Here is a 22272-nt window from a genome sequence, read left to right on the forward strand (position 1 = left end):
CGGCCCAGTATCTTGCCCTAGGATGGGCACGGATGGACAGGTTTAGGTCCACATAGGTCCACGACGAGAGCTGAGCATGCCGACTCGACCGAAAGCCACCACGACGGACGCCCTCGGCAGGACGGTCCCGACCACCCGGAAGTCGTGGGGCTCGGTGATGCTCCTGCCCTCGGGCAACTACCGCGCCAGGTACGTCGGGCCGGACGGCTTGAAGCACTCCGCGCCCTCGACGTTCACGACCAAGATCGACGCCGACGCGTGGCTCGCGAGCCAGCGGGTAGCGATCGACCGGGGCGAGTGGACTCCTGCCACGACGACGGCCTCTCACGCGGCCCAGGCCGACCGCTCGCAGACGTTCCTCGACTACGCGACCAAGTGGATCAGCACCCGCACGAACGCCTCAGGCGAGCCCCTGCGGCACCGCACCCGCGACGAATACGTGCGCCTACTGGCGACCGTGCTGCAACCCCTGGCAGACATCCCTCTCGCGAGCATGAAAGCCAGCACCGTGCGCGACTGGTATTCCGAGCTGATCGCCTCCGGGCGAAAGACCACGGCGTCGCGCGCCTACGGGTTCGCCCGATCGGTCATGGCGACCGCCGTGCGCGACGGGCTGGTCGCGAACAACCCGGTCGAGGTCCGCGGCGCCCAGAACGCGACGACGGGCCGCGAGACGGTCCCGCCGACCGACGCCGAGCTGGCGATCATCGAGGCGAACATGCCGCCCCAGCTCCGTGCCGCTCTGCTGATCGCCGCCTGGGGCGGGCTGCGGTTCGGGGAGCTGACCGAGCTGCGCCGTCGCGATCTGATCCACGACGACGACCTGATCCGTATTCGGATCACGCGAGCAGTCACCCGCACGACTTCCGACGGGTTCGTGGTCGGCAAGCCCAAGAGCCGCGCGGGCATCCGCGACGTGGCGCTGCCGCCGTCGATCACCAGCGATGTGCTCGATCACCTCCGCGACTACGCCGAGCCGGGCGAGGACGGCCTGCTGTTCCCCTCGAAGAATGGCGGGCACATGGGCGAGCCGGAGCTGAACCGATCCGGGTGGTACGCCGCCCGCGCCGCTGCGGGCCGGGACGATCTGCCGTGGCACGGGCTCCGGCACTACGGCCTGACGAAGTACGCGATCGCCGGGGCGACCACCCGGGAGCTGCAGGACCGAGGGGGGCACGCGACCGCGACCACCGCGCTCCGCTATCAGCACGCCGCCGCCGACCGGGCTGCCGAGCTGGCCCGGCGCATGACGAGCGGCTAAGGCATGTGCGCGGCAAGGACCGCTGGCGCTTGGTCCTTGCAGTAGTAGACCGCGGAGCCGACGACCATGATCGAGGGTCGCGGGTATCCCAGCTTCTGGGCCTCCGCCGAGGCATCCGCCGGGGTCATGCCGCCCGCGAGATCCTTGCAGATCGTGTGAGCGTCAGCGACCACCTGATCCGACGCGATGGAGCCGAGGGCGTGCTGCTGCGATAGGTACTCCAAGAGCCTGGCCTCCGGCAAGACCGACGCTGCGGCGGAGTTGAGCGCGTCAATATCGACGGTCGGCGTGCTGGTCGGGTGCGTCGTCGCGCTACAGCCCGCCAGCAGGAGCAGCGGCACGAGGCCCACAAGAATGAGCGGGCGCGTCATGTGCTCGGGACCTCGTTGGAGGTGACCGTGACGGCCTGAAACGTGGTCGTGATGCCGCCGCCCGGGAGGGACCGCTGAACCGTTCGAGCCTTGATCGTCACCAACTGATTCAGGTGGAACGCCTCGCGCACCGCCTTCGTCAGCTTCGATGCGTCGATCCTCACGATCGTCTCGTCGTCCGATCCGACCGCGAGCTGCCAGGCGGTCTTTTCGCTGAGGGTGATGAGTCGGCCCGTCACCTCTTGCGTATCGACCTCCAACTCTCGCGACACGACGAGGTGGCGGACGAGTCTGGCGTCGTGCTGAGTAAACGTCGCGCGTCGGGTCGCGGTGTTCGGCTCGCGCCATTCGAGGTCCACGTCGAAGTCGGCGGACTCGATTGCCTTGGCGAACTTGCGAACCGCCGTCGCGAGGCGGGGGCCGCCCTCGCGCACCCGCTCGATGAACGCCTGCGCCTTGGCGGTTTCCAGCTCGTCGGGCAGGAGTGCTTCTAGGTCGCTCGCCGGTTGCTCGGTCGTGGGGGCGACCACCTCCGCGCCGAGCTGTTCGAACACCGCGGCTGCGCTTTCTTCGTCCGATTCGAATCCGACGATCCTGAGATTTGTCGTAATCGCGATGCCGTCCAGGGGCTCGACCGCGGCACGCTCCGCCGCGCGCTCGACGGCGCGCTGCTCGGGCTGGGCATCGGCATCCGGGCCGATCGAGTGCGCCGCGCCGACGAGCCGCAGGGCGTCCTCGAAACACTCATCGAGGAACTGCCGCTGAGCCTGGTCGAAGATCGCGACGTTTCCTTCCGTCAGCAGCTCCGTTTCCGGCAGCGATTCCGGGAGGAGGTCAAACACGAGACTCCCACCCGCGGGCGCCGCGGCGATCTTCAACGCGGTCAGCGTGACCAGCTCACCCGGCAGGGGTCCCTGTGTGCTGCGGATGCCGCGACGGGCTGCACCCACCGCGGTCACGAGCCGCTGGAGCTGAGCGAGCACGTCGGCGGTCGAGCCGAGCCGGGCTGAGTGATTCGTGACGTTCACCCCGAACAGCCGGAGCGAGCCGGAGCTGCGGAGCGTCCGCGCGCCAGCGCCGCCGCCGAACAGCGCCTCGAGGCTGATGCGATTGAGGTCGCGCGGCGTCTCCCACTCGGGCGCGGACGCTGCGGCCAGAGCTGCCTCGATTTCTTCAGGCGAAGCCATCGAGGATCACCTCCAAGTAACCGCGTCGCGGGAGTGCATCGGCTCGCGTAAGCGGCGCCGTCTTAGAGACCATTCTGCGCCGCTGCCACCAGTCGTCCCAATGACCGCGATCCTCGTAGTAGCTCTTGTCCAGGCCGTTTCGGCGTGCCGGGTCGACCACCTGCCGCCACGCGCACAGGTAGGTGTCCACCTGCAAGCCGGTCGCCGCCCTGACCAGCTTGCCGCCCGCGAACTGCCCCAGCACGCGATTCTTGGTCGGGTCGACCTTCGCCAGCGCGAGGGTCGCGTCGTCCACGATGTAGAGGCTGTCCACGTCGTCGGGGTCGAGCTTGGTCGTGGTGAAGCTGCCGCCGATCCACGCCGCCGACACGGGCACGACGGAACGCAGGAACGCGGTCGCGTTGAGCCAGTCGCTCCAGATTTTCGCCCGAGTGGTCGACGCAGCGAACTGCGGATCGGTCACGAACCGGGACTCGATCTCAGCCAGCGTCGTCGGATGCCGCCCGAGGTCGAGCACGTCCTGACCGGCCGGTATCACCGGGATCACTAGCGCCTCCGTCGGGTCTAGGAGCAGTCGCCCGAGTCTATGAACTGAGGGACCCCTGCGCGAGCCCTGAACCGGGGGACGCGCGAGGACTGGAGTGGACACGCTACCCGTGTCGCGATCCGCGACCGCTGCGCGAGCGGGCGACGGGAACATCGGGGGAGAGCGTCGGTCGCCAGCCGTCCCGGAAGTACCGTTGCTGATACGGCGGCCAACTCGACACGGGCTCGGTCGTCACGTCGCGCCCAGCCCGCCAGACCCGCTGCCACGGCCTCGGCAGCTCCGGGTCCATGCTCGCGAAATACTCCACAGTGTTGCCGCCGTCTCGATCGAGCGTCCGGCCACGCTGGTGAAATGAGAGAGCCCCGGACGGCTCAGGTTCGTGAGCGCTCCGGGGACTGCTCCCAAAGTACCGAGGGCCGCCGACAACCTGGGCAGCGGCGCGCCGATGCAGGTCCGCACCGATAGATTCGTGCCATGCCAAGACCGGCCTGGAACGAGATCACCGCACGGGCCGCAAAGTTCGCGGCCGATTGGGCCGGGGAGTCCTACGAGAAGGGCGAGGCGCAGTCCTTCTGGACCGAGTTCCTCGCCCTCTTCGACATCGACAGGCGCAGGGCAGGCGGGTACTTCGAATACGCCGTGAAGCTCGCTGGCAAGAAGTACGGCTTCATCGACATGTTCCTGCCGGGGAAGCTAATCGTTGAGCAGAAGAGCGCCGGGCGCGATCTGGGCGCTGCACAAGGCCAGGCTCTGGGGTACCTCGATGGCATCCCGGACCACGACCTCCCTCTGAGGATCGTTGCGTGCGACTTCCAGACCTTCCAGCTCTACGACACCGAGACCAGAGCGGTCAGCACCTTCACGCTCGCCGAACTCCCGAAGCACGTCCGAGAGTTCGGGTTTTTGGTCGACGAACAAGCCCTCCGTGTCGAGGAACAGAGCCCGGTCAACCGCGAGGCCGCCGAACGCATGGCCAAGCTGCACAACCTTCTATATGACTCCGGCTACGTCGGGCACAACCTCGAACTCTTCCTTGTCCGACTGGTCTTCTGCCACTTCGCCGATGACGCCCGGATCTTCGAGCCGAGCGCATTTGAGAAGTTCATCCGCAATCGGACCTCGCTAGACGGGACCGACCTTGGGCCTCGGCTTGGAAAGCTGTTCGAGGTACTCAACACTCCAATCGACAAGCGCTCGACGATGCTCGACGAAGACCTTGCGGCATTCCCTTACATCAACGGCGGCCTCTTCTCCGAGGTGACGGGGATGCCCGACTTCGACCAGACGATGCGGATGATGCTGATTCAGACGTGCGCGCCCGACTGGTCGCAGGTCTCTCCCGCGATCTTCGGCTCAATGTTTCAGGGCGTGATGAACGAGGAGGCGCGGCACGACGTTGGAGCGCACTACACCTCCGAGGAAAACATCCTGCGGGTCATCAAGCCGCTGTTCCTCGACGCACTCTATGAGGAGTTCGAGTCGGTCAAGGAGTCGAAGCCGAAGCTCTCGGCGTTCCACGACAAGTTGGCGGGCCTCGGCTTCATTGACCCCGCCTGTGGCTGCGGCAACTTCTTGGTGATCACCTACCGCGAGCTTCGTCGGCTGGAACATCGGGTGCTCTCCGCGCAGATGGGCACTTACGTCACGCTCACGGATGTTGGCGATCTGCTGAAGGTTCGCGTCGAACAGATGAGTGGCATCGAGATTCTGGAGTTCCCCGCTCTCATCGCGCAGACCGCGCTGTGGCTGACTGACCATCAGATGAACTTGGAAGCGTCCGCCCGTTTTGGGACCCACTACGCCCGCATCCCTCTTACCGAGGGCGGTCACATCGTCTGCACGAACGCGCTGACAGTCGACTGGGAGGACGTGCGACCGGCAGACAAGACCGACTACATCCTCAGCAACCCGCCCTTCCTCGGCTCCCGGGTTATGGACAAGGTCCAGAAGGCCGAGCTTCGTGCGGTCGCCGGTGCGGTCAAAGACGCTGGATTCCTCGACTACGTCGCGGCGTGGTACATCCGGGCCGACGAGGTGATGGCCAAGAACCCTTCGATCCAATGCGCGCTCGTCTCGACGAGTTCGATCAGCCAGGGTGAGCAGCCCGGGATCCTCTGGCCGCGCCTCCTTGGCCGCGGTGAGCACATCAACTTCGCGCACCGCAGCTTCATTTGGACGAATGACGCGCGAGGGGTCGCCAAGGTGCATTGCGTGATCGTCGGATTCGGACGCACCGAACGAAAGGTGAAGCAACTCTTCACCTACCAGGACGGCAAGGGTGAACCGGTTCTCGACCTCGTGCCGTCGATCAGTCCATACCTTGTGCCGGGCGGCGAGTTCGTCGTCACCAATCGGCAGGAGCAAATCAGCGGTGAACTCAAGATGGTCTTTGGGAACATGGCCGCCGACGGCGGCCACCTTCTGCTCACCCGGGAAGAGCGCGACGCGCTGATTGCCGAGTACCCGCAGACGGCAGCCTGGATTCGCACCTTCCAGGGAGCCGATGAGTTCATCAACCGTCGCCCTCGCTACTGCCTGTGGCTCGACGGGGTGAGTTCCGGCCAAATCAAGGCCGTGCCACCCGTGTACGAACGAGTCCGGGAGGTTCGGGAAGTTCGCGAGAAGTCGTCTCGACCGCAGCTTGCCAACATCCCGCACCTCTTCGCCCAGCGGACTCAGGACCCAGACCAGCCCTTCCTCCTGATCCCGGCTCATTCCTCTTCGCGGCGCCTGTACGTTCCTCTCGGCTTCTTCGAGGCCGGGACCGTGACCTCGAACTCTTCACTGGCGATCCCGAACGCCTCTCTTTACCACTTCGGAATCCTCACCAGCACCATGCACATGGACTGGATGCGCGCCGTCTGCGGTCGGCTCAAGAGCGACTACCGGTACTCCAAAGATGTCGTCTACAACAACTTCGTTTTCCCGAACCCGACCGACCAGCAGCGGGCGACGCTTGAGCACTTGGCGCAGGTCATCCTCGACGTTCGCGATCGATACGCGTCCGACAGTCTCGCCGATCTCTACGACGACGTTGTTATGCCCGCTGATCTCCGTAGCGCTCACAACGTTCTGGATGCCTACGTTGACGGGATGTATAACCCTCCCGCTCCCGGCTTCTCGAATGCCTCGGATCGGGTGCAATACCTGCTCGACCTGAACCGGCAGACCGAGCAACATCGGGCCAGGACCTAACGCCTGTTCGGGTCGTTCGCCGTCCCCTCGACTGGCAGACCGATGCCGTGCGCGCGCTGGGCGGGCGTCTGGCCGCGCTGCGCCTGCGCGATAGCCGCCAGGGTGCCCCGGGAGCCCCCGAGGGCGTAGGCCGGGGACAGCAGGCGCTGACCGACTGGCCCGACCCCGCTGGCCCGCGCCCGAGCAGCAATGCTGACCCTCGACGGGTCCGACACTCCCCCGCCGCTGAGGTCGGGCTGCTCGGTCAGGTCGGCCACGACCATGCCTACCGCCGTCAGCACGTCGTCGTGTGTGCCCGCCGGGTTGCTCATCTTCACGAGGCCCGGTCCGGTCTCGATCATTCGGACGGTCTGCGCCTCGGATCGCAGCTCGTCGTCATCGGGCAGCTCGACCGCTCGGTCTCTGAGCGCCACGAATAGCCCGCGGGCGAGCTTGCTGGCCCCCGCCGCCGAGAAGACGAACTCGCGGACGCGGACGCCCTCCCGGGTTAGGTTGCCGACCATCTGCTCGGCCTGCATCCGGTCGAAGCGCAGACGGGCGACGCCGTACTCGCGACACAGCCTGAGCACGGCGGCCTCGACCTCGGTGAGATCCACGCGACCACCGAGAACCTTGCCCGGCTTGTGGGCGCCGACCGTGCGCGCCAGCCGCGCCTCGATGCGCCCGCGTCGGAGGTGCTGCCACGGCAGCGCGTTCGGCTCGGCGCCGCGGAGCGCGACCCACGCCTGGCCCAACGGCTCGACGTAGGTGCGACCATTGAGGGACCATCCGAGGTGCGCCAGGATAGCTCGCTCGACGGCGGGGTGCCCCACCGCACCGACCTCCGCGACGACCCGGCGATCGGTCGGGCACACGTAACCAAAAACGGGCTCGGGTCGCGGCTGCCCTCCCAGCTCACCCGGGACCACGCGCACCGGAGAGCCCCACGCCTTCACCGCGTCGCTGGGCTTGACGCGCAGCGTGCCGACGCCGCACAAGAGGCACGCCCGCGGCGCGCCGTCCAGCTCGGGGGGCGCGCAGGGCGTCTCGGTCTCCATCGAGTACCGCCAGAACACCTGGAACGCATCGGCGGTATCCCGAGCGAGATCGGCAGGCACCGCGCCCCAGCGCGTCGCACTGGCGGTGCGCGGGTCGCCCCCGGTTCCGAGGTGCAGGCTCCACGAGCAGCTCGCGCCGCACGGCGCCATGGCCTCGACCAGTGATCGCACGTCGCTCGGTGAACGGGTGAACCGAGCGGTGTCGTCGCCCTCGATGCCGAGCACGTCGAGACCGGCCAGCGCAGCGTCAACGCGCTCGACCTCGATCTCGCCCGTGCCAGGAATCGAGCCGAGCCCGTGCACGAGCACGAGAGCCCGGGCGCGGTCGCGGCGTGCGTCGCACTTCTCGCAGCGGGTCAACGCGACCTCCATCGCGACCCGAGCGCCGCCGCCCATCGCGTCGAACGCGGGCGACACCCGCGGCCATACGGGCAGCGCCTCCGTCCTGGCCGGGTGGGGGTGCTCGACCCGGTTTCCGCACGAGCGGCAGGCGAGCGCGTCGGCGCCCAGCTCGGCGGCGGACCCGTCGCGCGGAAGTCGGATACGGGGCGCCTTGTTGCGCCGGTCGAGAGTGGTCGTCACGAGCTGGTGTCCTTGCGATTGGTCGGCATGGGCGACTCGCCCAGGCCGGGGTAGCTGTCGAGGCCCGGGAACCGAGCCGTGTCGCTGAGGTCAGGCAGGTCGCCGGAGGCGGTCGTGAGCAGGGGCGCCTCGGAAGCGGGCTCGCACCCGCAGTCGTTAGGGTCCGGCTCCCCCGCGTCGTCCTCCGGGTCCGGCTCCGAGCCGGGGCGCGGCGGCCCGACGAGCGCGATCCGCGCGCGGTCGAACGCAGGAATCTGAACGAGCGTGATGCCTCGGACGCGGGCGTCGCTGGTCACAGCCAGGTCTCCCCCGTCCTCACCCCTGGCGAGCGCCGTCGTCGGGTCGTCCAGGTCGACGGACACCCCGCCGGCGACGCCCGCGGCGATCTGACGGGCGACCTCGCGGCCCTCGGCACTACCGAGGTCGAGCGTCCCCGTCGCCCAGATCACCCCGCCCGGACGGCGGCTCAGGGTCTCGACGCGCCCGACCGCCAGCGCCCCGTCGTGGCCACCGTTGTCGATCGGCGCCCACCGCAAAGTCGGGTAGCCGCCCTGACGAAGCGCCCCCGTCGCGATGCGGCGCCCGTCCCCGGTCGACTCGTCCTCGAACGCGACTGGACCGGCCCAGTCCTGCACGAGCGCGCTCGGGAGCGACATGGACGAGATGAGCGACCGCTCGCTCGCCTCACGGCGGCGGTGCTCGTCAAGCGCAGCGAACCGCTGCTCGCGCAGCTCGTCCGCGGACGGGGCGGAGAGCGTGCGGCGCACCCCCTCGACCTTCACCCGCATCGCCGCCAGCTCGAAAAGGCCCGGGTCGTTGACGACCGAGCGGCGCTGAGCGACCGCGCCGATCCCTACCGCCGAGCGCATGACTCCCGCGGAGGCGATAAGGGCTCGCGGGCGCTCGATCGCGAACCCGGGCGACGACACGGCCAGCGCGGCGACGAGTTCGAGCGACCCCTGGTGCGAACGCCAGTCCCCCGAGAGCGGGCTGGCCCTGAGGGTCCGCACCTGTTCGGGCGTCGTGCTCGGGCGGAGCGCTCCGGCCACCCAGATACCGTGGTGGTCCTCCCCGATGCGAACGTCCGCGACCGCGTGCCCGGTGTCGGAGTAATGGCGCATCGCGGAGAGCTGATCGAACGCGGGATCGGCGTGGCTCGTGTCGAGGATGATCGGCCCGGTCGCGATGGTGTCGCCCTCTGCAGTCCGAACGGCGCCGAGCATGAACCTGCTGTAGCTGGTCCGGCTGCGCGGAGCCGTGACGCACTGGCGGCCCAGGGTCGCGCTCTCGACGTGGCATTCCTTCCAGCTCGCTAGATGCCCGAATACCCGGCCCGAGGGCTCAACGGTCAACGGTGTCAGCGCGGTCAGCTTCGGGTTCGCAAACCACGAGCCGGGCGGCTCGACAGGGGCCGTCCCGGTGGTCGCGGCGGGCCTGGTGGTCGTGCTGGTGGTCATCGGTTGTACCTCGCTCTCTGCTGCTGTCTCCGCTGCTCGTGCTCTTGCTGTGCGGCGTGCAGGCCGACGTTCCGCACGGCGGCGGCGCGCTCGGCCAGTGCGTCCACGAACGGCGCGGGCGCGGGACCGGAGGGCAGCCGCACCCGAGCCGCGTCGCCCAGCCCCAGCTCGTAACGGTGCAAGCACACGGCGCCGACGCCGGAGTCACCTGAGCCGATGCACCACGCGCCCAGCTCGGCGTCGTGCTCGTCGCACCTGATCCCGAGCGCGGCGTCGATCCGAGAGCGTGTCTGCGCCAGGCTCTGCCGAGTCAGGGCGCGGTCGGCGGCGAGGGCTCGATCGTCGTCCTCGGTCGTCTCGCGGTCGTGCGGGCTGGGCGGCTGGCCGGTCACGGCGCGCATGCCGCCGAACCCGGGCTCGCGGTACGGCGGACGCGACGGGAACACGTTCTCGATGTGCATGCGGTCCGGCATTGTCAGGCTCCGTCTCCGTTGTGGTTGTGGTCGTCGTCGAGCGCGTCGAGTTCGAGCCGCGCCGCAGGATCGTCGGAGGCGCGTCGGGCGTCGAGCGCCGCCTGCCCGAGCGCCATGCGGGCGGCTAGCAGCTCGACGCCGCCGCCGAGCGCGAGGCTGGTCGCCTGCGCCTGACGCACGCGTGCCTCGGCCAGCACCCCAAGACCGAGCCGGTCACGGGCTTGCGCAGCGTCTCGCTCGGCAGCCCGAACTCGGTCATGCAGGTTCGTGCGGGGGTTGCCCGAGGCCGAGTCGAACAGGCCGACGATCGCCTCGTGGTCGCGGTGCAGCTCGGCCCGGGCCTCGGCGTAGGACCACGCCTCAGCGTCGAACCGATAGCGGGGTCGATCGAACTCGGGGTGCTCGATCAGCAGGTCGGCCAGCAGCTCGGCAGCGCGGTCGCGGACGGCACGCGGGCTGCGGTACCCCGAGACCGTCTGTGACGGGTTGCCGGGCTGGAACGGCACGCGCTGGCCTGGAAACGCTGGCTCCCATGGCTCGCCGTGGAGCGTCGGCTGCGGGTGCTCCCAGTAGTCGGGCGATCCGAGTTCAGGACCGGTCTCTGTCGTCGTCTCGTCGTTCATCTCGAACTCCGATCAGACTCAGCGTGCCGGGCTCGGCGCGAGTGCGGCAGTGCGGCGCCCATATAGGGCGCCGCCGCACTGCCGCACTGACTCGCGGAGTGCGGCTGCCGCACTGCTGCCGCACTCTGCCGCACTGCCGCACTCAGGTATTTGCTGGCCTCAGTCGCTCGCATCGCCGCTCCCGCCGTTCGAGAACGTGGGCATGACCGGGATCGACCAGAGCTGCGAGTTTCGAGGCCCCTTCACCCAGTCGAGGCGGCCCATCCGCTTGCCGTAGGCGAGGGCGTCGCGCACGCCGTGATCGCCCAGCATGTCGTCGAGGGCGTCGTGAATCTGCCGACCGCTCATCGGCACCGCAGCGTCCCGCAGGAAACGCAGTATGCGGTCGAGACCGTCGCTGTGAGCCGCGTCACGGCGCGATCCGGCACCCGAGAACGTGAGCAGTCGAGTCGCCGGGTCGAACGTCAGGGCGGCCTCCGGCAGATCAACGTCGCGACCCTCGGCCCGCAGGTAGCGCGTCGCGCCCTGGCGGGTCAGCCAGACGTTCACGTCGGCCCAGCCCTCCATCGCGCTCGCGCCGCGGACGTGCTCGCCCAGGTGGCCGCTGTGCGCCAGCAGGATCACGTCGCGGGCTCCGACGACGGTTCGAGCCCAGGCATCGAGCCGGTCGAGGAACCTGGACACCTCGGAGTTCGAGTTCTGATCCGCTCCGTCGAACGCGCGCGAGAACGGGTCGATGATGAGGCTCTCGACGTTCCGATCGCGCAGGAGCTCCCCGAGGTGCCGCAGCTCGTGGTCGTTCGCGAACGGGGTGGGGCGTCCGCGCAGGCTAGCGACAATCAGCCGGTCTGCGGGCACCCGGGCGTCGGACGCCCACCGCGCGAACGTTGCCGCCGAGACCTCAAAGTTGAGGTAGGCGACCCGCGCACCCGGCTCGATCGGGCGGACGGCCAGGGTGCCGAGGAACGGCTGACCCGTGATGAGCGACCTGCTGGCCCCGATCGCCACGGTCGACTTCCCGGCTTTCCGCTCCGCGATCAGCAGCATGCCCGCCTCCCAGGGCATCAGGCCCTCTACGCGGGCCAGGGGCTCGGCGGGACGGGACAGCAGCTCGGCCAAGCTGGTCACGTCGAGCGGCTGGCGGGGGGCCGTGTCGATCGCGTACTGACGCCTGGCCTCTTCCCGCACGTGCATCATCTCGACGGCATATGCGACCGCAGAGAGGTGCGCGCCGTCGACCCACTGACCGTCGTCGCCGATCTCCTGCACGGCGCCGTAGGGTCCCTGCGGACGTGGCAGCTCACGCGGCACGATCGCCAGATCGGCGGCGGGCTCGTCTGCTGCTCGGGCGCGGGATCGGCGTCGAGGTCGATACCCGGCAGCTCGTCCTCCGAGCTGGGCTCCGGCACGTCGGCGTCCGGGTCTCCGCGGTCGGCGGGATCGCGCAGGTCGAGGGTGAACGAGTCGCCGCCGAGCAGGATCACGTCCTCGAACTCAACCCGGGCTCCGGGCTGGTCGGAGTAGCCGTTCACGAGACGGCCTCCAGCTCCCGCAGCTCGGCGCGCAGGCGTGCGGTCTCACGCTCGAACTCGACGTAGTGCGCCCAGGTGCAGAACCGCACACCCTGGCCGGGCCACGATCGGCGGTTCCCGAACTTCACTCGCCGAGGACGGTAGGGCTGGATGCACCACCAGCAAGTCCGCAGACCACGAGCAGCGTGCTCAGCTCGGATGCGGCGGGCGTCCGAGTCCGGAAGGAACGGACCGAACAGCGATCGCTCCAGCAGCTCGACGCGGCACCACTGGGCCAGTCCGACGATCACGAGCTGGCGGCCCCGCTGCTGACCGTGACAGGCTCCATGAGTCTCGCGAGGTCGGAGAGCTTGACGCGGATCGGGCGCGTGTCGCGACCGGCTCCGGGCCTGCGCGTGCCGATCCGCACGGCGGGCAGCGTGCCGTCAGCGATCCGGCGCCGCAACGTCTTGCTGTCCAGCTCGCAGGCTGCCGCCGCGTGCTGGAGGGACACGTACTGATCGAGGTCGAGAGGCATCGAGTCGTCCTATAGAGGTGGCGGACCTCACGCTGCGATGTGCCTCGATCGCGTGCGGCCCTGCTATCACCTCGTGGACCCGGGAGGGCCACTCTCACGCTGTCCACCTGCCGCGGGACCCGGTGGAGGGGCGGCAGTTCACGCGATCCCGAGCGCCGGAACAGCTCAACCTCGGGTGCGACTCAATGATCCCACGTTTGGGCTGGCCCGTGGGGCAGGAAGTCCAGTCACGGCGTGTCCTGTCCCAATGTGTCACACCCGAGTAACACGCCCAGTAGTGGGCGGCTCAGAGGGCCGAAATACGGCCATTCGGCGGGCATAGGTCCACGGTAAGTCCACGCGGCTACCCCGAGAAATGCGAAACCCCCGGCTGATCTGGGGTTCTTGTGGTGGGCGATACTGGGATCGAACCAGTGACCTCTTCCGTGTCAGGGAAGCGCGCTACCGCTGCGCCAATCGCCCGTTCCGGTGGTGCCTTGCGGACCGCCGGGGGTGTTGCCGAGGTGGCGACGGGACTCGAACCCGTGTATACGGCTTTGCAGGCCGCTGCCTCGCCTCTCGGCCACGCCACCATGTGAGCGGTCACTGCACTTGGCGAGCACAGCGGACCGTGAGACTTGATCCTCGAGCGGATGACGAGACTCGAACTCGCGACCCTCACCTTGGCAAGGTGATGCGCTACCAACTGCGCTACATCCGCATGCCGCTTGCGCGACTCGAACGACTTTAGCATCCCGCGTGGGCTCGCCAAATCGCATGACACGCCCGCGTCGGACGGGTCGGCGCCGTATGGCAAGATGGGTTCCCGCGGGCGATTGGCGCAGTTGGTAGCGCGCTTCCTTCACACGGAAGAGGTCATCAGTTCGAGTCTGGTATCGCCCACCCAGATGGCACGCCCGCCGGCGACCGTGAGCCGAACCGGATGCCGAGCCACACCGGCAGCGACACCAGCGCCGCGAACCCGGCGACCGCGCCCGCAGCGACCAGCGGCACGGGAACGGCCTCGATCTGCGCCGTGAAGAGCACCCCGATCGCGTCGCCCGAGACCACCGGCGCCACGAGGCCGATGAGCCCGGCGGCGAGCACCACCCAGCCGGCGCGTGCCACCGACCTCGTGCGTCCCCGGGCGATCACGGCGGAGATCACGCCTGCCAGCACCGCGACGGCGACCGACCACGGGATGGCGACGGTCGCCGCCCCGGCCATCGTCGCGACGATCCCGGCGAGGGCTCCGAGCGCGAGAGAGCGGGCCGGCGGGCGCGCCGAGCGGCGCAGCCGGTCGACGATCAGCCAGACGGCCGCCCCCACGCCGGGGCCGACTCCGCCCGCCACGAGGAGGAGCGGCGTGTAGGCGTCGACGAGACCCTCCATCGCGGCGATCCAGACGACGAAGGCGGCCCACAGCGCACCGCCGAGCAGGACCGAAGCGCGGGTCCCGGGCGCCGGCAGGTCGTTGCGACGGGATCGCGGCATAAGTAGGGCGAGGAGCACGAAGGACGCGGGGGCGATCGCGAGCGGCAGTGCCCCGCCGAAGTCCAGCAGCTCGCACGGCGTGCCCCGGCATCCCGCCGTCGTGAGCAACGGTCCGAGCGCCGTGACCGGCAGGACGACGACGCCCCACACGGCCGGGACGATCCAGCGCATCCGGAGACCGGCCCCCGCGGCGGTCGCGGCGGCGAGGAGGACGGTGAGGACGACCGCTGCCGCAGCGGCGAGGTCGATGAGGTACGGGGCGCCCGCGGCATCCGTGATCAGCCCGAGGACGACGACCTCTCCCCCGCAGACGATCGCGAGCCCCAGCAGGCGCCATCCCGCGCGTCGCAGCGACGGCACGACCAGCACGAGCGCGAGCGCCGCGCCCAGCGCGGCCACGACCCCCGAGTACGCCACGGCGGCGCTCTCGGGGGTCATGGCACCACGTTAGGGCGCCCCGCGGTTACACGGCACTCGGTTCGAGCTCGTACGCGCCCTCGCCGTGCACGATGGTGTCGACGCCGGCGACCTCGTCCTCGTTCTTGATGCGGAAGCCCATCGTCTTCTGGATGATCCAGCCGATCGCGTAGGCCATCACGAAGCTGAAGATCCCCACGCCGAAGGCCGCCACCGCTTGCACTCCGAGCTGGCGGAGGCTGCCGGTGTCGAGCAGGCCTATGCCCGAGCCGAAGATGCCGATGTAGAGCGTGCCGATGATGCCGCCCACGAGGTGGATGCCGACCACGTCGAGCGAATCGTCGAAGCCGAGCTTGTACTTCATCTCGATCGCGATGCAGCAGACGGCGCCGGTGACCAGGCCGAGGAGGATCCCCCAGCCCGGCGTCAGGATGTTGCATGCCGGCGTGATGGCCACGAGGCCGGAGACGGCACCCGACCCGGCGCCGATCGACGTGGGCTTGCCGTCCTTGATCCGCTCGACGATGAGCCAGCCGAGCGTCGCCGCGGCGGGGGCCGCGAGCGTGTTGATCCAGGCGATCGCCGAGATCCCGTCGACGGCGCCCTCGGAGCCCGCGTTGAACCCGAACCAGCCGAACCACAGCAATGCGGCGCCGATCAGCGTGAGCGGCACGTTGTGCGGGGCGTTGAAGCCCTTCTTGAAGCCGACCCGGCGTCCGAGTACGAGGGCGAGAGCCAGACCCGCCGCCCCGGCGTTGATGTGCACCGCGGTGCCGCCGGCGAAGTCGTTGACCTTGAGCACGGCCGGTGCCCACCCGTCGCCGAGGTTGAAGACCCAGTACGCGACCGGGAAGTAGACGAGCGTGACCCAGACGCCGGCGAACACCATCCAGGCGCCGAACTTGGCCCGGTCCGCGATAGCGCCGGAGATCAGGGCGACGGTGATGATCGCGAAGGTCGCCTGGAACCCGACGAAGCTCAGCCCGCCGAGGTCCGGTGTCATCGCCCCGTCCTTGCCGACGTCGATGAGCGAGCTCAGTCCGAGCAAGAGGTTGTTCGGGTCGAACGGGTTCCCGAGGAAGTGCGGGATCAGTGGCGTGCCGAACGACAGTCCGTAGCCGTAGAGCACCCACAGCACGCCCACAATGGCGATGGCGCCGAAGCTCATCATCATCATGCTGATGACGCTCTTGGCCTTGACCATGCCGCCGTAGAAGAAGGCGACGCCGGGGGTCATGAGCAGCACGAGTGCTGCCGCCACCATCAGCCAGAGGGAGTTGTCGAACGTCGAAGCCGCGGGGGCCGCGAGGTGGAGCATGGGCGGATCCTCATCTCGTCATGGTGCTCGGGTGAGGGTCAGTGTGACGAGGGTCTGTTACCGCCAGGGGCGAGGCGTGTTTCGCCGTGGTTACAGCGGGCGCCGGTCTGTGAACATCGTGTTTCGCGCTACGCGACCGGCTGCGGGTTCGTGAGCGCGATGAGCCGGGAGGTGGCGCGCAGGTACTTCTTGCGGTAGCCGCCGGCGAGCATCTCGTCGCCGAACACCCGGTCGAGCGGGGTGCCAGTGGCGAGCACGCGCACCTGGGCGTCGTAGAGGCGGTCGACCATGGCGACGAAGCGCAGCGCATCCGACTGGTCGGTAAGCGTGCGCACGCCCCGGATGCCGATCGCGTCCAGTCCGTCGACGAGCTTCACGTAGCGCGAGGGGTGCACCGTCGCGAGGTGCCGCAGCAGTGCGCCGAAGTCGTCGGACGTGGCGGCCCCCGCAGCGGCGGCCTGGCCGAGCTCCTGCTCGAACGCCGTGTCGTCGAGGGCGATCGCATGTCCCTCGATCTCGCGCCGGCGGTAGTCGAGCCCGTCGATCCGCACGATCTCGAAGCGATCCGCCAGCGCCGAGATCTCGCGCAGGAAGTCGACGGCGGCGAACCGGCCCTCCCCGAGCGCATTCGGCGGCGTGTTCGAAGTCGCCGCGATCCGGGTTCCGGATGCCACCAGCTCCCCGAGCAGCCGGCTCATCATCATCGTGTCGCCGGGGTCGTCGAGCTCGAACTCGTCGATCGCCAGCAGGGTCGCGCCCGAGAGCAGCTTCACCGCGCCCGCGTACCCGAGCGCCCCGACCAGCGCGGTGTACTCGATGAAGGTGCCGAAGTACTTGCGTCCGGGGGCCAGCTTCCACAGGGCGGCCAGCAGGTGCGTCTTGCCCACGCCGAATCCGCCGTCGAGGTAGATGCCGGGCTTGCCCTGCGGGGCCTTGCGACGGCCGAACAGGCCTCCCCCGCGGTGCGTGCCCCAGCGGCCCGCGAACGCCCGCACCTTCGCGACCGCCTCCGCCTGCGAGGGATAGTCGGCATCCGGCACGTAGTTCTCGAGCGTCGCCCTCGCGAACTGCCGCGGCGGCACGAGCGAGGCGGCGAGTTCGGAGCCGCTCATCTGCGGGAGGCGATCGACGAGGGAGGGGACGGAGACCTGCTGCACGATGTCCTTCGGGAGGGATGCTGTGTCGAACTCTTACGGTCTCGCAGCGGGCCGGGTGCTCGAGTCCTAGCCTGGAAGGCGGCTTCCAGCCTAGATGACGAGGAGACAGCATGACCGTCGAGCGCGACCAGGATCCCGCACTGCAGGGGTTCGCCCATCCGGAACGACTCGTCACCACCGGCTGGCTGGCGGAACACCTCGGCACGCCCGGGCTCGTCGTCGTCGAATCCGACGAGGACGTGCTGCTGTACGAGACCGGGCACATCCCCGGAGCGGTCAAGATCGACTGGCACACCGACCTCAACGACCCGGTCGCCCGCGACTACATCGACGGCGCCGCGTTCGCGAAGCTCGTCGGCTCGAAGGGCATCGGCCGCGACACGACGGTCGTGATCTACGGCGACAAGAACAACTGGTGGGCCGCTTACGCCCTGTGGGTGTTCACGCTGTTCGGGCACGAGGACGTGCGGCTGCTCGACGGCGGCCGCACCAAGTGGGAGGCCGAGGGCCGCGCGTACACGACCGAGGCACCCGCTTCCACGGCGGTCGACTACCCCGTCGTGGAGCGGGATGACGCGCCCATCCGCGCCTACAAGGAGGACGTGCTCGCCGCCCTCGGAAGCGCGAAGCTCGTCGACGTGCGCTCCGCCCCCGAGTACGTGGGAGATCGCACCACCGCTCCCGACTACCCGGAGGAGGGCGCGTTGCGTGCCGGCCACATCCCGACCGCGGCGAGCGTGCCATGGGGCCGGGCCGTCGCCGAGGACGGCACTTTCAAGAAGACCGAGGAGCTCAGCGCCATCTACCTCGACGAGGTGGGCCTGCGGCCCGGGGACAGCATCATCGCCTACTGCCGGATCGGCGAGCGGTCGAGCCACACCTGGTTCGCGCTGACCCACCTGCTCGGTCTGGAAGGCGTACGCAACTACGACGGCTCCTGGACCGAGTGGGGCAGCGCCGTGCGCGTGCCGATCGTCCGCGGCGACCAGCCGGGCGAGGTGCCCGCGCGCTAGCCTCGAGGGATGGCGAAGACGACGCTCCCGGGATCGCTCGCGGCGATCCAGGACGACTTCCTCGCCCTCGATCAGGGTGAGCGACTGCAGTTGCTGCTCGAGTTCTCGCAATCGCTGCCGGAGCTGTCCGAGCGCTACCGCGATCACCCCGACCTGCTCGAGCGCGTGGTCGAGTGCCAGTCCCCCGTCTACCTCTTCGTCGATGTCGAGGACGGCGTCGTGCGGATCAACGTGACGGCTCCGAAGGAGTCGCCGACCACGCGCGGGTTCGCCTCGATCCTGCACGAGGGGCTCGACGGGCTCACGGTCGACGAGGTGCTCGGCGTGCCCGCCGACTACCCGCTCGACCTGGGTCTCACCGAGGCCGTCAGCCCGCTGCGCATCCGCGGGATGATGGGCATGCTCGGCCGCATCCAGCGTCAGGTCCGCGAGAAGTCCGGCGCATGATCCTCGGCCGGGTGCCCGCCGATCGCGACGAGCTCCGCCGCCGGTACGCGGCACCGGCCGCCGACTGGGTCCGGGTCAACCTCGTCGTGAGCCTCGACGGCAGCGCGGCCGGGCCCGACGGCACCTCGCGCTCCCTCACGACCGGAGCCGATCGGCGGGTGCTGGGGGCCATCCGTGCCGAGTCGGACCTCGTGCTCGTCGGCGCCGCGACGCTGCGTGCCGAGCCGGAGCTCGTGCCGAGGGTCACGCCGCTCGCCGTGCTCTCGCGCAGCGGCGACACCGGCGCCGCGCGGCTGAGGCCGGGCGACGTGGTGCTCGACCGGTTGCCCGAGCTGGGGGGTCGCATCGTCTGCGAGGGCGGGCCATCAGTCGTCGCCCAGCTGCTCGACGCCGGGCTCATCGACGAGATCTGCCTGACGACGGTGCCGCGCATGGTCGGCGGGGTGGCCGTCGCCCCTTTCGGCGGCGCCGTCACACCGTCCCTCGAACTGCAGCAGCTGCTCGTCGACGATGCCGGGGTGAGCTACGCCAGGTTGCTGTGCGTGCCACGCGGCGCGTCCAGCGCCGCCAGCCAGTCCCGGATCGCGCCCTCCCAGCGCTCCGGGTCGTAGTTCCACAGCTTCGTGTGCCGGGCCACCTCGAACGGCACGAAGGTCACGATGTCGGGACGCGCGACCGCCAGCGCGCGCGATGCCGTCGACGGCACGAAGCCGTCGTCGTCGCTGTGCAGCAGCAGGATCGGCGTGTGCAGCTCCCGCGCCCGGCGCACGAAGTCCATCCGGTCGAGGTCGAGCGGCTCCGCCAACCCGGTCAGGATCCCGCCCCACCGCGAGCGGAACATCGCGAGCACCAGATAGCGCACGACCGCCGGCAGTCGCCGCAGCGTGACCTGGAAGTCGAGGGTCGCGATCCAATCGACGACCGGCGACTCCAGCACGACGCCGATGACGTGCTCCCGATAGAGCGAGCGGGTGAGCGCCTGCAGCACCGTCGCGCCGCCCATCGACCAGCCCATCAGCACGAGCTCCTCGGCGCCGTGGTCGAGGGCGTAGCGCATCGCCTCCTCGACGTCGATCCACTCGCGATCGCCGAGCGCATAGCGGTAGTCCGCGCTGCGCGGCGCCTCGCCGTCGTTGCGATAGGAGACGATGAGCGAGTCGTACCCCGCGTCGCGGAACACCGGCACCGCACGCAGCACCTCGCTGCGCTTGACCGCGCGACCGTGCACGCCGATCATCCAGCGCTTCGATGCCCTGGCGGGATCGGCCGGCACGAGCCAGGCGGGGGCATCGCCGAGCGGGGTGGCGATCGCCACGTCCTCGTACGCCACGCCCAGGTCGTCGGGGGTGAGATACACCCAGCCGTTGAACCGGCCGGAGCTCGCGGCGTCGAGGTCGCCGAACTCGACGCTCAGCACGCGGCGCGTCACGGTGCGCTCGTCGCGGGCGACGATCTCGCCGAGCCGGGCCTCGCCGGCATCCTGGTCGAACCAGAAGCTGTAGGTGCCCGGCAGCAGGGAGTCCGGCGTCGCCGAGAGCACGATGAGGCCGCGGTCGAGGTCGACCCGGAGGATCCGCACGTCCTCGGTGCGGCGCGACGGCGGCACGATGACCGCCCGCGCGACGAGCACCGTCAGCGCACCGGAGGCCAGAGCGGCGGCGCCGAGCGCCCCGGCGACGCCGATGGCGGTTCCCACCGCGACTCTCCGGGCATGTGAACGTGTGGCGCGCATGCCGCTCCCCAGGGCTCCGGGCGGCGTGTTCAGCACGCGCCGCTGCGCCGACGAGCCTAATCTGCTGAGGTGGCACAGTCGTCCGGTTCCCTCCTGCCGGCACCGTTCCGTGCCGCGCAGGATGCCGTGCGCTCCGCCCAGCTGCGAGCGGAGCTCCAGGTGGAGGAGATCGCGGCGCCGACCGGGCTCGCCCCGTTCGCGATCGCCCTCGCCGGTGACGTGCGCCCCGTGACGCACGGCGTCGACTCGCTGCTCGGCACCGGCCGGTTCGTCCTGTTGTACGACCCGGAGGAGCCCGAGTCGTGGGGCGGCGCCTTCCGTGTCGTGTGCTTCGCGCAGGCGCCGCTCGAGACGGACATCGGACTCGATCCGTTCGTGGCCGAGGTCGCCTGGTCGTGGCTCGTCGACGGGCTGGCGGCGCGCGGCGCCGCCTACCACGCGGCCTCCGGCACGGCGACGAAGGTGCTCTCGACCGGGTTCGGCGAGCTCGCCGGCTCGACCGACAGCGCGCAGCTCGAACTCCGCGCGTCGTGGAGCCCGGACGGCGGCGAACTGGGTCAGCACGCCGCCGGGTGGGGCGATCTGCTCTGCCTGCTCGCGGGGCTCCCCCCGGCGGGCGACGCCGTGGGGCTGCTGCCCGGAGTGCGAGCGGTACGTGACTGAGCCCGAGGCCCCGTCGCGCGATCCGCTCCCCCACGCCGCTCTGCCCGTCGTCGACACCCGGGAGGTGTACGACGCCGCGGTCGCCGACCTCGCCGGTGGCAGCGGCCCGTTCGCCGTCGACGCCGAGCGCGCCTCCGGCTTCCGCTACTCGCAGCGCGCCTATCTCATCCAGGTCTACCGTCGCGGCTCGACGGTGCAGCTGTTCGACCCGCCCGCGCTCGGGGACCTGAGCGCGCTCGCGGACGTGATGCGCGGCGAGGAGTGGATCCTGCACGCCGCCAGCCAGGACCTCGCCTGCCTGCGCGAGGTCGGACTCGACCCCGAGCGCATCTTCGACACCGAGCTCGGGGCCCGGCTCGCGGGCCGGCCCCGCGTCGGGCTCGGGCCCATCGTGGAGGATCTGCTCGGCATCCACCTCGCCAAGGAGCACTCGGCGGCCGACTGGTCGACGCGCCCGCTGCCGCAGAGCTGGCTCGTGTACGCCGCGCTCGACGTCGAACTGCTGCCCGATCTGCGCGACGAGATCGGCGCACTGCTCGACGAGCAGGGCAAGAGCGAGATCGCGCGGCAGGAGTTCGACGCGGTCCTGCGGCACGAGACCCCGGTGCGCGGAGAGCCGTGGCGTCGGCTGACGAGCATCCACTCGCTGCGCCAGCCCCGCAATCTCGCGGTCGCGCGTGAACTCTGGATGGCGCGCGACGCCTACGCCCGGGAGATCGACACCGCGCCGGGCCGGCTCGTGCCCGACGCGTCGCTCGTCGCGGCCGCGCGCACCCTGCCCGCCACCAAGCGCGAGCTGGCGGCCATGAAGGACTTCACCGGCCGCGCGAGCCGCGGTCAGATCGACCGCTGGTTCGCCGCGATCGAGGCGGGCCGCACGACGACCGACCTGCCGCTGCTGCGACCGCCCGGCGACTCGCTGCCGCAGCCGCGGGTCTGGGCGGACAAGAACCCGGATGCCGATGTGCGTTTCCGCTCCGCCCGCCCCGCCGTCACGGCGGTGGCCGAGGCGATGAACCTGCCGGTGGAGAACCTGCTGACCCCCGAGTACCTGCGCCGCGTCGCCTGGGCGCCGCCCGCCGAGATCAGCGCGGAATCCGTCGGAGCGGCTCTGACGGCCCTCGGCGCGCGCCCATGGCAGGTTGCGGCGACCGCACAGGTGATCGCCGATGCCTTTGTGACACCTCCCCAAAGCGCCGGAGAGGCGTCCGAGGCCCCTTCGTAGGAAGGATCAACGGGTCCGGCGCCCGGAAGGGGCGCGGCCTAGGGT

The 22272-nt window shown here is 69.9% G+C and carries 22 protein-coding genes and 4 tRNA genes; 8 read left to right on the forward strand and 18 right to left on the reverse strand.

Going from position 1 to position 22272, the window contains the following annotated elements; genetic code table 11:
- Positions 1–76 precede the first annotated feature (76 nt).
- Complete coding sequence (locus ABD285_RS11765; RefSeq protein ID WP_344202711.1) at positions 77–1261, forward strand: tyrosine-type recombinase/integrase; 1185 nt, start codon at positions 77–79, stop codon at positions 1259–1261.
- Here the strand turns inward: ABD285_RS11765 and ABD285_RS11770 are convergent.
- From ABD285_RS11770 to ABD285_RS11780, 3 genes are read right to left on the reverse strand one after another with little or no spacing between them, the layout of a single operon-like run.
- A complete protein-coding gene (locus tag ABD285_RS11770; RefSeq protein WP_284255396.1) occupies positions 1258–1632 on the reverse strand; it encodes a DUF732 domain-containing protein in 375 nt (124 codons plus the stop codon). The genes ABD285_RS11765 and ABD285_RS11770 overlap by 4 nt on opposite strands.
- Positions 1629–2819 (reverse strand): hypothetical protein, encoded by a 1191-nt coding sequence (locus ABD285_RS11775; protein ID WP_284255395.1) that lies wholly within the window; start codon positions 2817–2819, stop codon positions 1629–1631. Before ABD285_RS11775 ends, ABD285_RS11770 begins: the two co-directional genes overlap by 4 nt.
- The gene (locus ABD285_RS11780) at positions 2806–3366 is read right to left on the reverse strand and encodes a DUF6932 family protein (protein ID WP_344202714.1); all 561 of its coding nucleotides are present in this window, start codon (positions 3364–3366) and stop codon (positions 2806–2808) included. Before ABD285_RS11780 ends, ABD285_RS11775 begins: the two co-directional genes overlap by 14 nt.
- A 474-nt stretch (positions 3367–3840) precedes the next feature.
- On the opposite strand from ABD285_RS11780, the gene ABD285_RS11785 reads away from it, so the two are divergent.
- Positions 3841–6561 carry a DNA methyltransferase gene (locus ABD285_RS11785; protein ID WP_284255393.1) on the forward strand — a complete coding sequence of 907 codons (2721 nt, stop codon included), beginning with the start codon at positions 3841–3843 and terminating at the stop codon, positions 6559–6561.
- On the opposite strand, the gene ABD285_RS11790 is transcribed toward ABD285_RS11785, so the two are convergent.
- From ABD285_RS11790 to ABD285_RS11840, 11 genes are all read right to left on the reverse strand, one after another.
- Positions 6558–8180: a hypothetical protein gene (locus ABD285_RS11790; protein WP_344202716.1), complete on the reverse strand. Its 1623-nt coding sequence runs from the start codon at positions 8178–8180 to the stop codon at positions 6558–6560. The two genes, ABD285_RS11785 and ABD285_RS11790, sit on opposite strands and share 4 nt — an antisense overlap.
- Positions 8177–9637 carry an HK97 family phage prohead protease gene (locus ABD285_RS11795; RefSeq protein ID WP_344202718.1) on the reverse strand — a complete coding sequence of 487 codons (1461 nt, stop codon included), beginning with the start codon at positions 9635–9637 and terminating at the stop codon, positions 8177–8179. Before ABD285_RS11795 ends, ABD285_RS11790 begins: the two co-directional genes overlap by 4 nt.
- Positions 9634–10110: a hypothetical protein gene (locus ABD285_RS11800; protein ID WP_344202720.1), complete on the reverse strand. Its 477-nt coding sequence runs from the start codon at positions 10108–10110 to the stop codon at positions 9634–9636. The genes ABD285_RS11795 and ABD285_RS11800 overlap by 4 nt, the downstream gene beginning before the upstream one ends.
- A gap of 2 nt (positions 10111–10112) precedes the next feature.
- Positions 10113–10733 carry a hypothetical protein gene (locus tag ABD285_RS11805; RefSeq protein WP_284255388.1) on the reverse strand — a complete coding sequence of 207 codons (621 nt, stop codon included), beginning with the start codon at positions 10731–10733 and terminating at the stop codon, positions 10113–10115.
- Between the two features lie 159 nt (positions 10734–10892).
- On the reverse strand, positions 10893–11861 hold the full coding sequence (locus tag ABD285_RS11810; protein WP_284255387.1) for an AAA family ATPase: 969 nt from the start codon (positions 11859–11861) through the stop codon (positions 10893–10895).
- A 65-nt stretch (positions 11862–11926) separates the two neighbouring features.
- Entirely contained in the window at positions 11927–12265 is a 339-nt protein-coding gene (locus ABD285_RS11815; protein WP_284255386.1) for a hypothetical protein, read from the reverse strand.
- Positions 12262–12393: a hypothetical protein gene (locus ABD285_RS11820; RefSeq protein ID WP_284255385.1), complete on the reverse strand. Its 132-nt coding sequence runs from the start codon at positions 12391–12393 to the stop codon at positions 12262–12264. The genes ABD285_RS11815 and ABD285_RS11820 overlap by 4 nt, the downstream gene beginning before the upstream one ends.
- Positions 12394–12551: 158 nt before the next feature.
- Complete coding sequence (locus ABD285_RS11825; protein WP_284255384.1) at positions 12552–12782, reverse strand: helix-turn-helix transcriptional regulator; 231 nt, start codon at positions 12780–12782, stop codon at positions 12552–12554.
- Positions 12783–13169: 387 nt separating this feature from the next.
- Positions 13170–13244: transfer RNA gene (locus ABD285_RS11830), tRNA-Val, on the reverse strand.
- 39 nt (positions 13245–13283) lie between these two features.
- Positions 13284–13354, reverse strand: a tRNA-Cys gene (locus ABD285_RS11835).
- 55 nt (positions 13355–13409) lie between these two features.
- Positions 13410–13482: transfer RNA gene (locus ABD285_RS11840), tRNA-Gly, on the reverse strand.
- Between the two features lie 109 nt (positions 13483–13591).
- Here ABD285_RS11840 and ABD285_RS11845 point away from each other — a divergent pair.
- Positions 13592–13664, forward strand: a tRNA-Val gene (locus tag ABD285_RS11845).
- Here ABD285_RS11845 and ABD285_RS11850 read toward each other — a convergent pair.
- The 3 genes from ABD285_RS11850 to zapE all read right to left on the reverse strand — a co-directional run bounded on the left by ABD285_RS11850 (position 13641) and on the right by zapE (position 17102).
- Positions 13641–14693, reverse strand: a complete 1053-nt coding sequence (locus ABD285_RS11850) for a hypothetical protein (protein ID WP_344202723.1) — start codon at positions 14691–14693, stop codon at positions 13641–13643. The genes ABD285_RS11845 and ABD285_RS11850 overlap by 24 nt on opposite strands.
- Before the next feature lie 25 nt (positions 14694–14718).
- The gene (locus tag ABD285_RS11855) at positions 14719–15990 is read right to left on the reverse strand and encodes an ammonium transporter (protein WP_344202725.1); all 1272 of its coding nucleotides are present in this window, start codon (positions 15988–15990) and stop codon (positions 14719–14721) included.
- Positions 15991–16118: 128 nt separating this feature from the next.
- A complete protein-coding gene (zapE, locus tag ABD285_RS11860) occupies positions 16119–17102 on the reverse strand; it encodes a cell division protein ZapE (RefSeq protein WP_344202727.1) in 984 nt (327 codons plus the stop codon).
- A gap of 155 nt (positions 17103–17257) precedes the next feature.
- Here zapE and ABD285_RS11865 point away from each other — a divergent pair, with 155 nt between their 5' ends.
- The 3 genes from ABD285_RS11865 to ABD285_RS11875 are packed head-to-tail and all read left to right on the forward strand — an operon-like array spanning position 17258 to position 19218.
- Positions 17258–18160: a sulfurtransferase gene (locus ABD285_RS11865; RefSeq protein WP_284255381.1), complete on the forward strand. Its 903-nt coding sequence runs from the start codon at positions 17258–17260 to the stop codon at positions 18158–18160.
- 9 nt (positions 18161–18169) lie between these two features.
- On the forward strand, positions 18170–18607 hold the full coding sequence (locus ABD285_RS11870) for a SufE family protein (RefSeq protein WP_284255380.1): 438 nt from the start codon (positions 18170–18172) through the stop codon (positions 18605–18607).
- The gene (locus ABD285_RS11875) at positions 18604–19218 is read left to right on the forward strand and encodes a dihydrofolate reductase family protein (protein WP_344202729.1); all 615 of its coding nucleotides are present in this window, start codon (positions 18604–18606) and stop codon (positions 19216–19218) included. Before ABD285_RS11870 ends, ABD285_RS11875 begins: the two co-directional genes overlap by 4 nt.
- Here the strand turns inward: ABD285_RS11875 and ABD285_RS11880 are convergent.
- Entirely contained in the window at positions 19131–20303 is a 1173-nt protein-coding gene (locus tag ABD285_RS11880; RefSeq protein WP_344202731.1) for an alpha/beta hydrolase, read from the reverse strand. The genes ABD285_RS11875 and ABD285_RS11880 overlap by 88 nt on opposite strands.
- A gap of 105 nt (positions 20304–20408) precedes the next feature.
- Between ABD285_RS11880 and ABD285_RS11885 the strand changes: the two genes are divergently transcribed.
- Together ABD285_RS11885 and ABD285_RS11890 are read left to right on the forward strand one after the other, a co-directional pair.
- Positions 20409–21002: a DUF3000 domain-containing protein gene (locus ABD285_RS11885; RefSeq protein ID WP_344202733.1), complete on the forward strand. Its 594-nt coding sequence runs from the start codon at positions 20409–20411 to the stop codon at positions 21000–21002.
- Positions 20995–22227, forward strand: a complete 1233-nt coding sequence (locus ABD285_RS11890; RefSeq protein ID WP_344202735.1) for an HRDC domain-containing protein — start codon at positions 20995–20997, stop codon at positions 22225–22227. Before ABD285_RS11885 ends, ABD285_RS11890 begins: the two co-directional genes overlap by 8 nt.
- Positions 22228–22272 lie beyond the last annotated feature (45 nt).

The organism is Pseudolysinimonas kribbensis (assembly GCF_039531715.1).
GTDB classification, from domain to species: domain Bacteria; phylum Actinomycetota; class Actinomycetes; order Actinomycetales; family Microbacteriaceae; genus Pseudolysinimonas; species Pseudolysinimonas kribbensis.

Bases quoted from the DNA above. Each gene is read 5' to 3' on its own strand.
- ABD285_RS11765 (WP_344202711.1), top strand. From the start codon at position 77: ATGCCGACTCGACCGAAAGCCACCACGACGGACGCCCTCGGCAGGACG.
- ABD285_RS11770 (WP_284255396.1), bottom strand. From the start codon at position 1,632: ATGACGCGCCCGCTCATTCTTGTGGGCCTCGTGCCGCTGCTCCTGCTG.
- ABD285_RS11775 (WP_284255395.1), bottom strand. From the start codon at position 2,819: ATGGCTTCGCCTGAAGAAATCGAGGCAGCTCTGGCCGCAGCGTCCGCG.
- ABD285_RS11785 (WP_284255393.1), top strand. From the start codon at position 3,841: ATGCCAAGACCGGCCTGGAACGAGATCACCGCACGGGCCGCAAAGTTC.
- ABD285_RS11795 (WP_344202718.1), bottom strand. From the start codon at position 9,637: ATGACCACCAGCACGACCACCAGGCCCGCCGCGACCACCGGGACGGCC.
- ABD285_RS11800 (WP_344202720.1), bottom strand. From the start codon at position 10,110: ATGCCGGACCGCATGCACATCGAGAACGTGTTCCCGTCGCGTCCGCCG.
- ABD285_RS11805 (WP_284255388.1), bottom strand. From the start codon at position 10,733: ATGAACGACGAGACGACGACAGAGACCGGTCCTGAACTCGGATCGCCC.
- ABD285_RS11825 (WP_284255384.1), bottom strand. From the start codon at position 12,782: ATGCCTCTCGACCTCGATCAGTACGTGTCCCTCCAGCACGCGGCGGCA.
- ABD285_RS11850 (WP_344202723.1), bottom strand. From the start codon at position 14,693: ATGACCCCCGAGAGCGCCGCCGTGGCGTACTCGGGGGTCGTGGCCGCG.
- ABD285_RS11855 (WP_344202725.1), bottom strand. From the start codon at position 15,990: ATGCTCCACCTCGCGGCCCCCGCGGCTTCGACGTTCGACAACTCCCTC.
- zapE (WP_344202727.1), bottom strand. From the start codon at position 17,102: ATGAGCGGCTCCGAACTCGCCGCCTCGCTCGTGCCGCCGCGGCAGTTC.
- ABD285_RS11865 (WP_284255381.1), top strand. From the start codon at position 17,258: ATGACCGTCGAGCGCGACCAGGATCCCGCACTGCAGGGGTTCGCCCAT.
- ABD285_RS11870 (WP_284255380.1), top strand. From the start codon at position 18,170: ATGGCGAAGACGACGCTCCCGGGATCGCTCGCGGCGATCCAGGACGAC.
- ABD285_RS11875 (WP_344202729.1), top strand. From the start codon at position 18,604: ATGATCCTCGGCCGGGTGCCCGCCGATCGCGACGAGCTCCGCCGCCGG.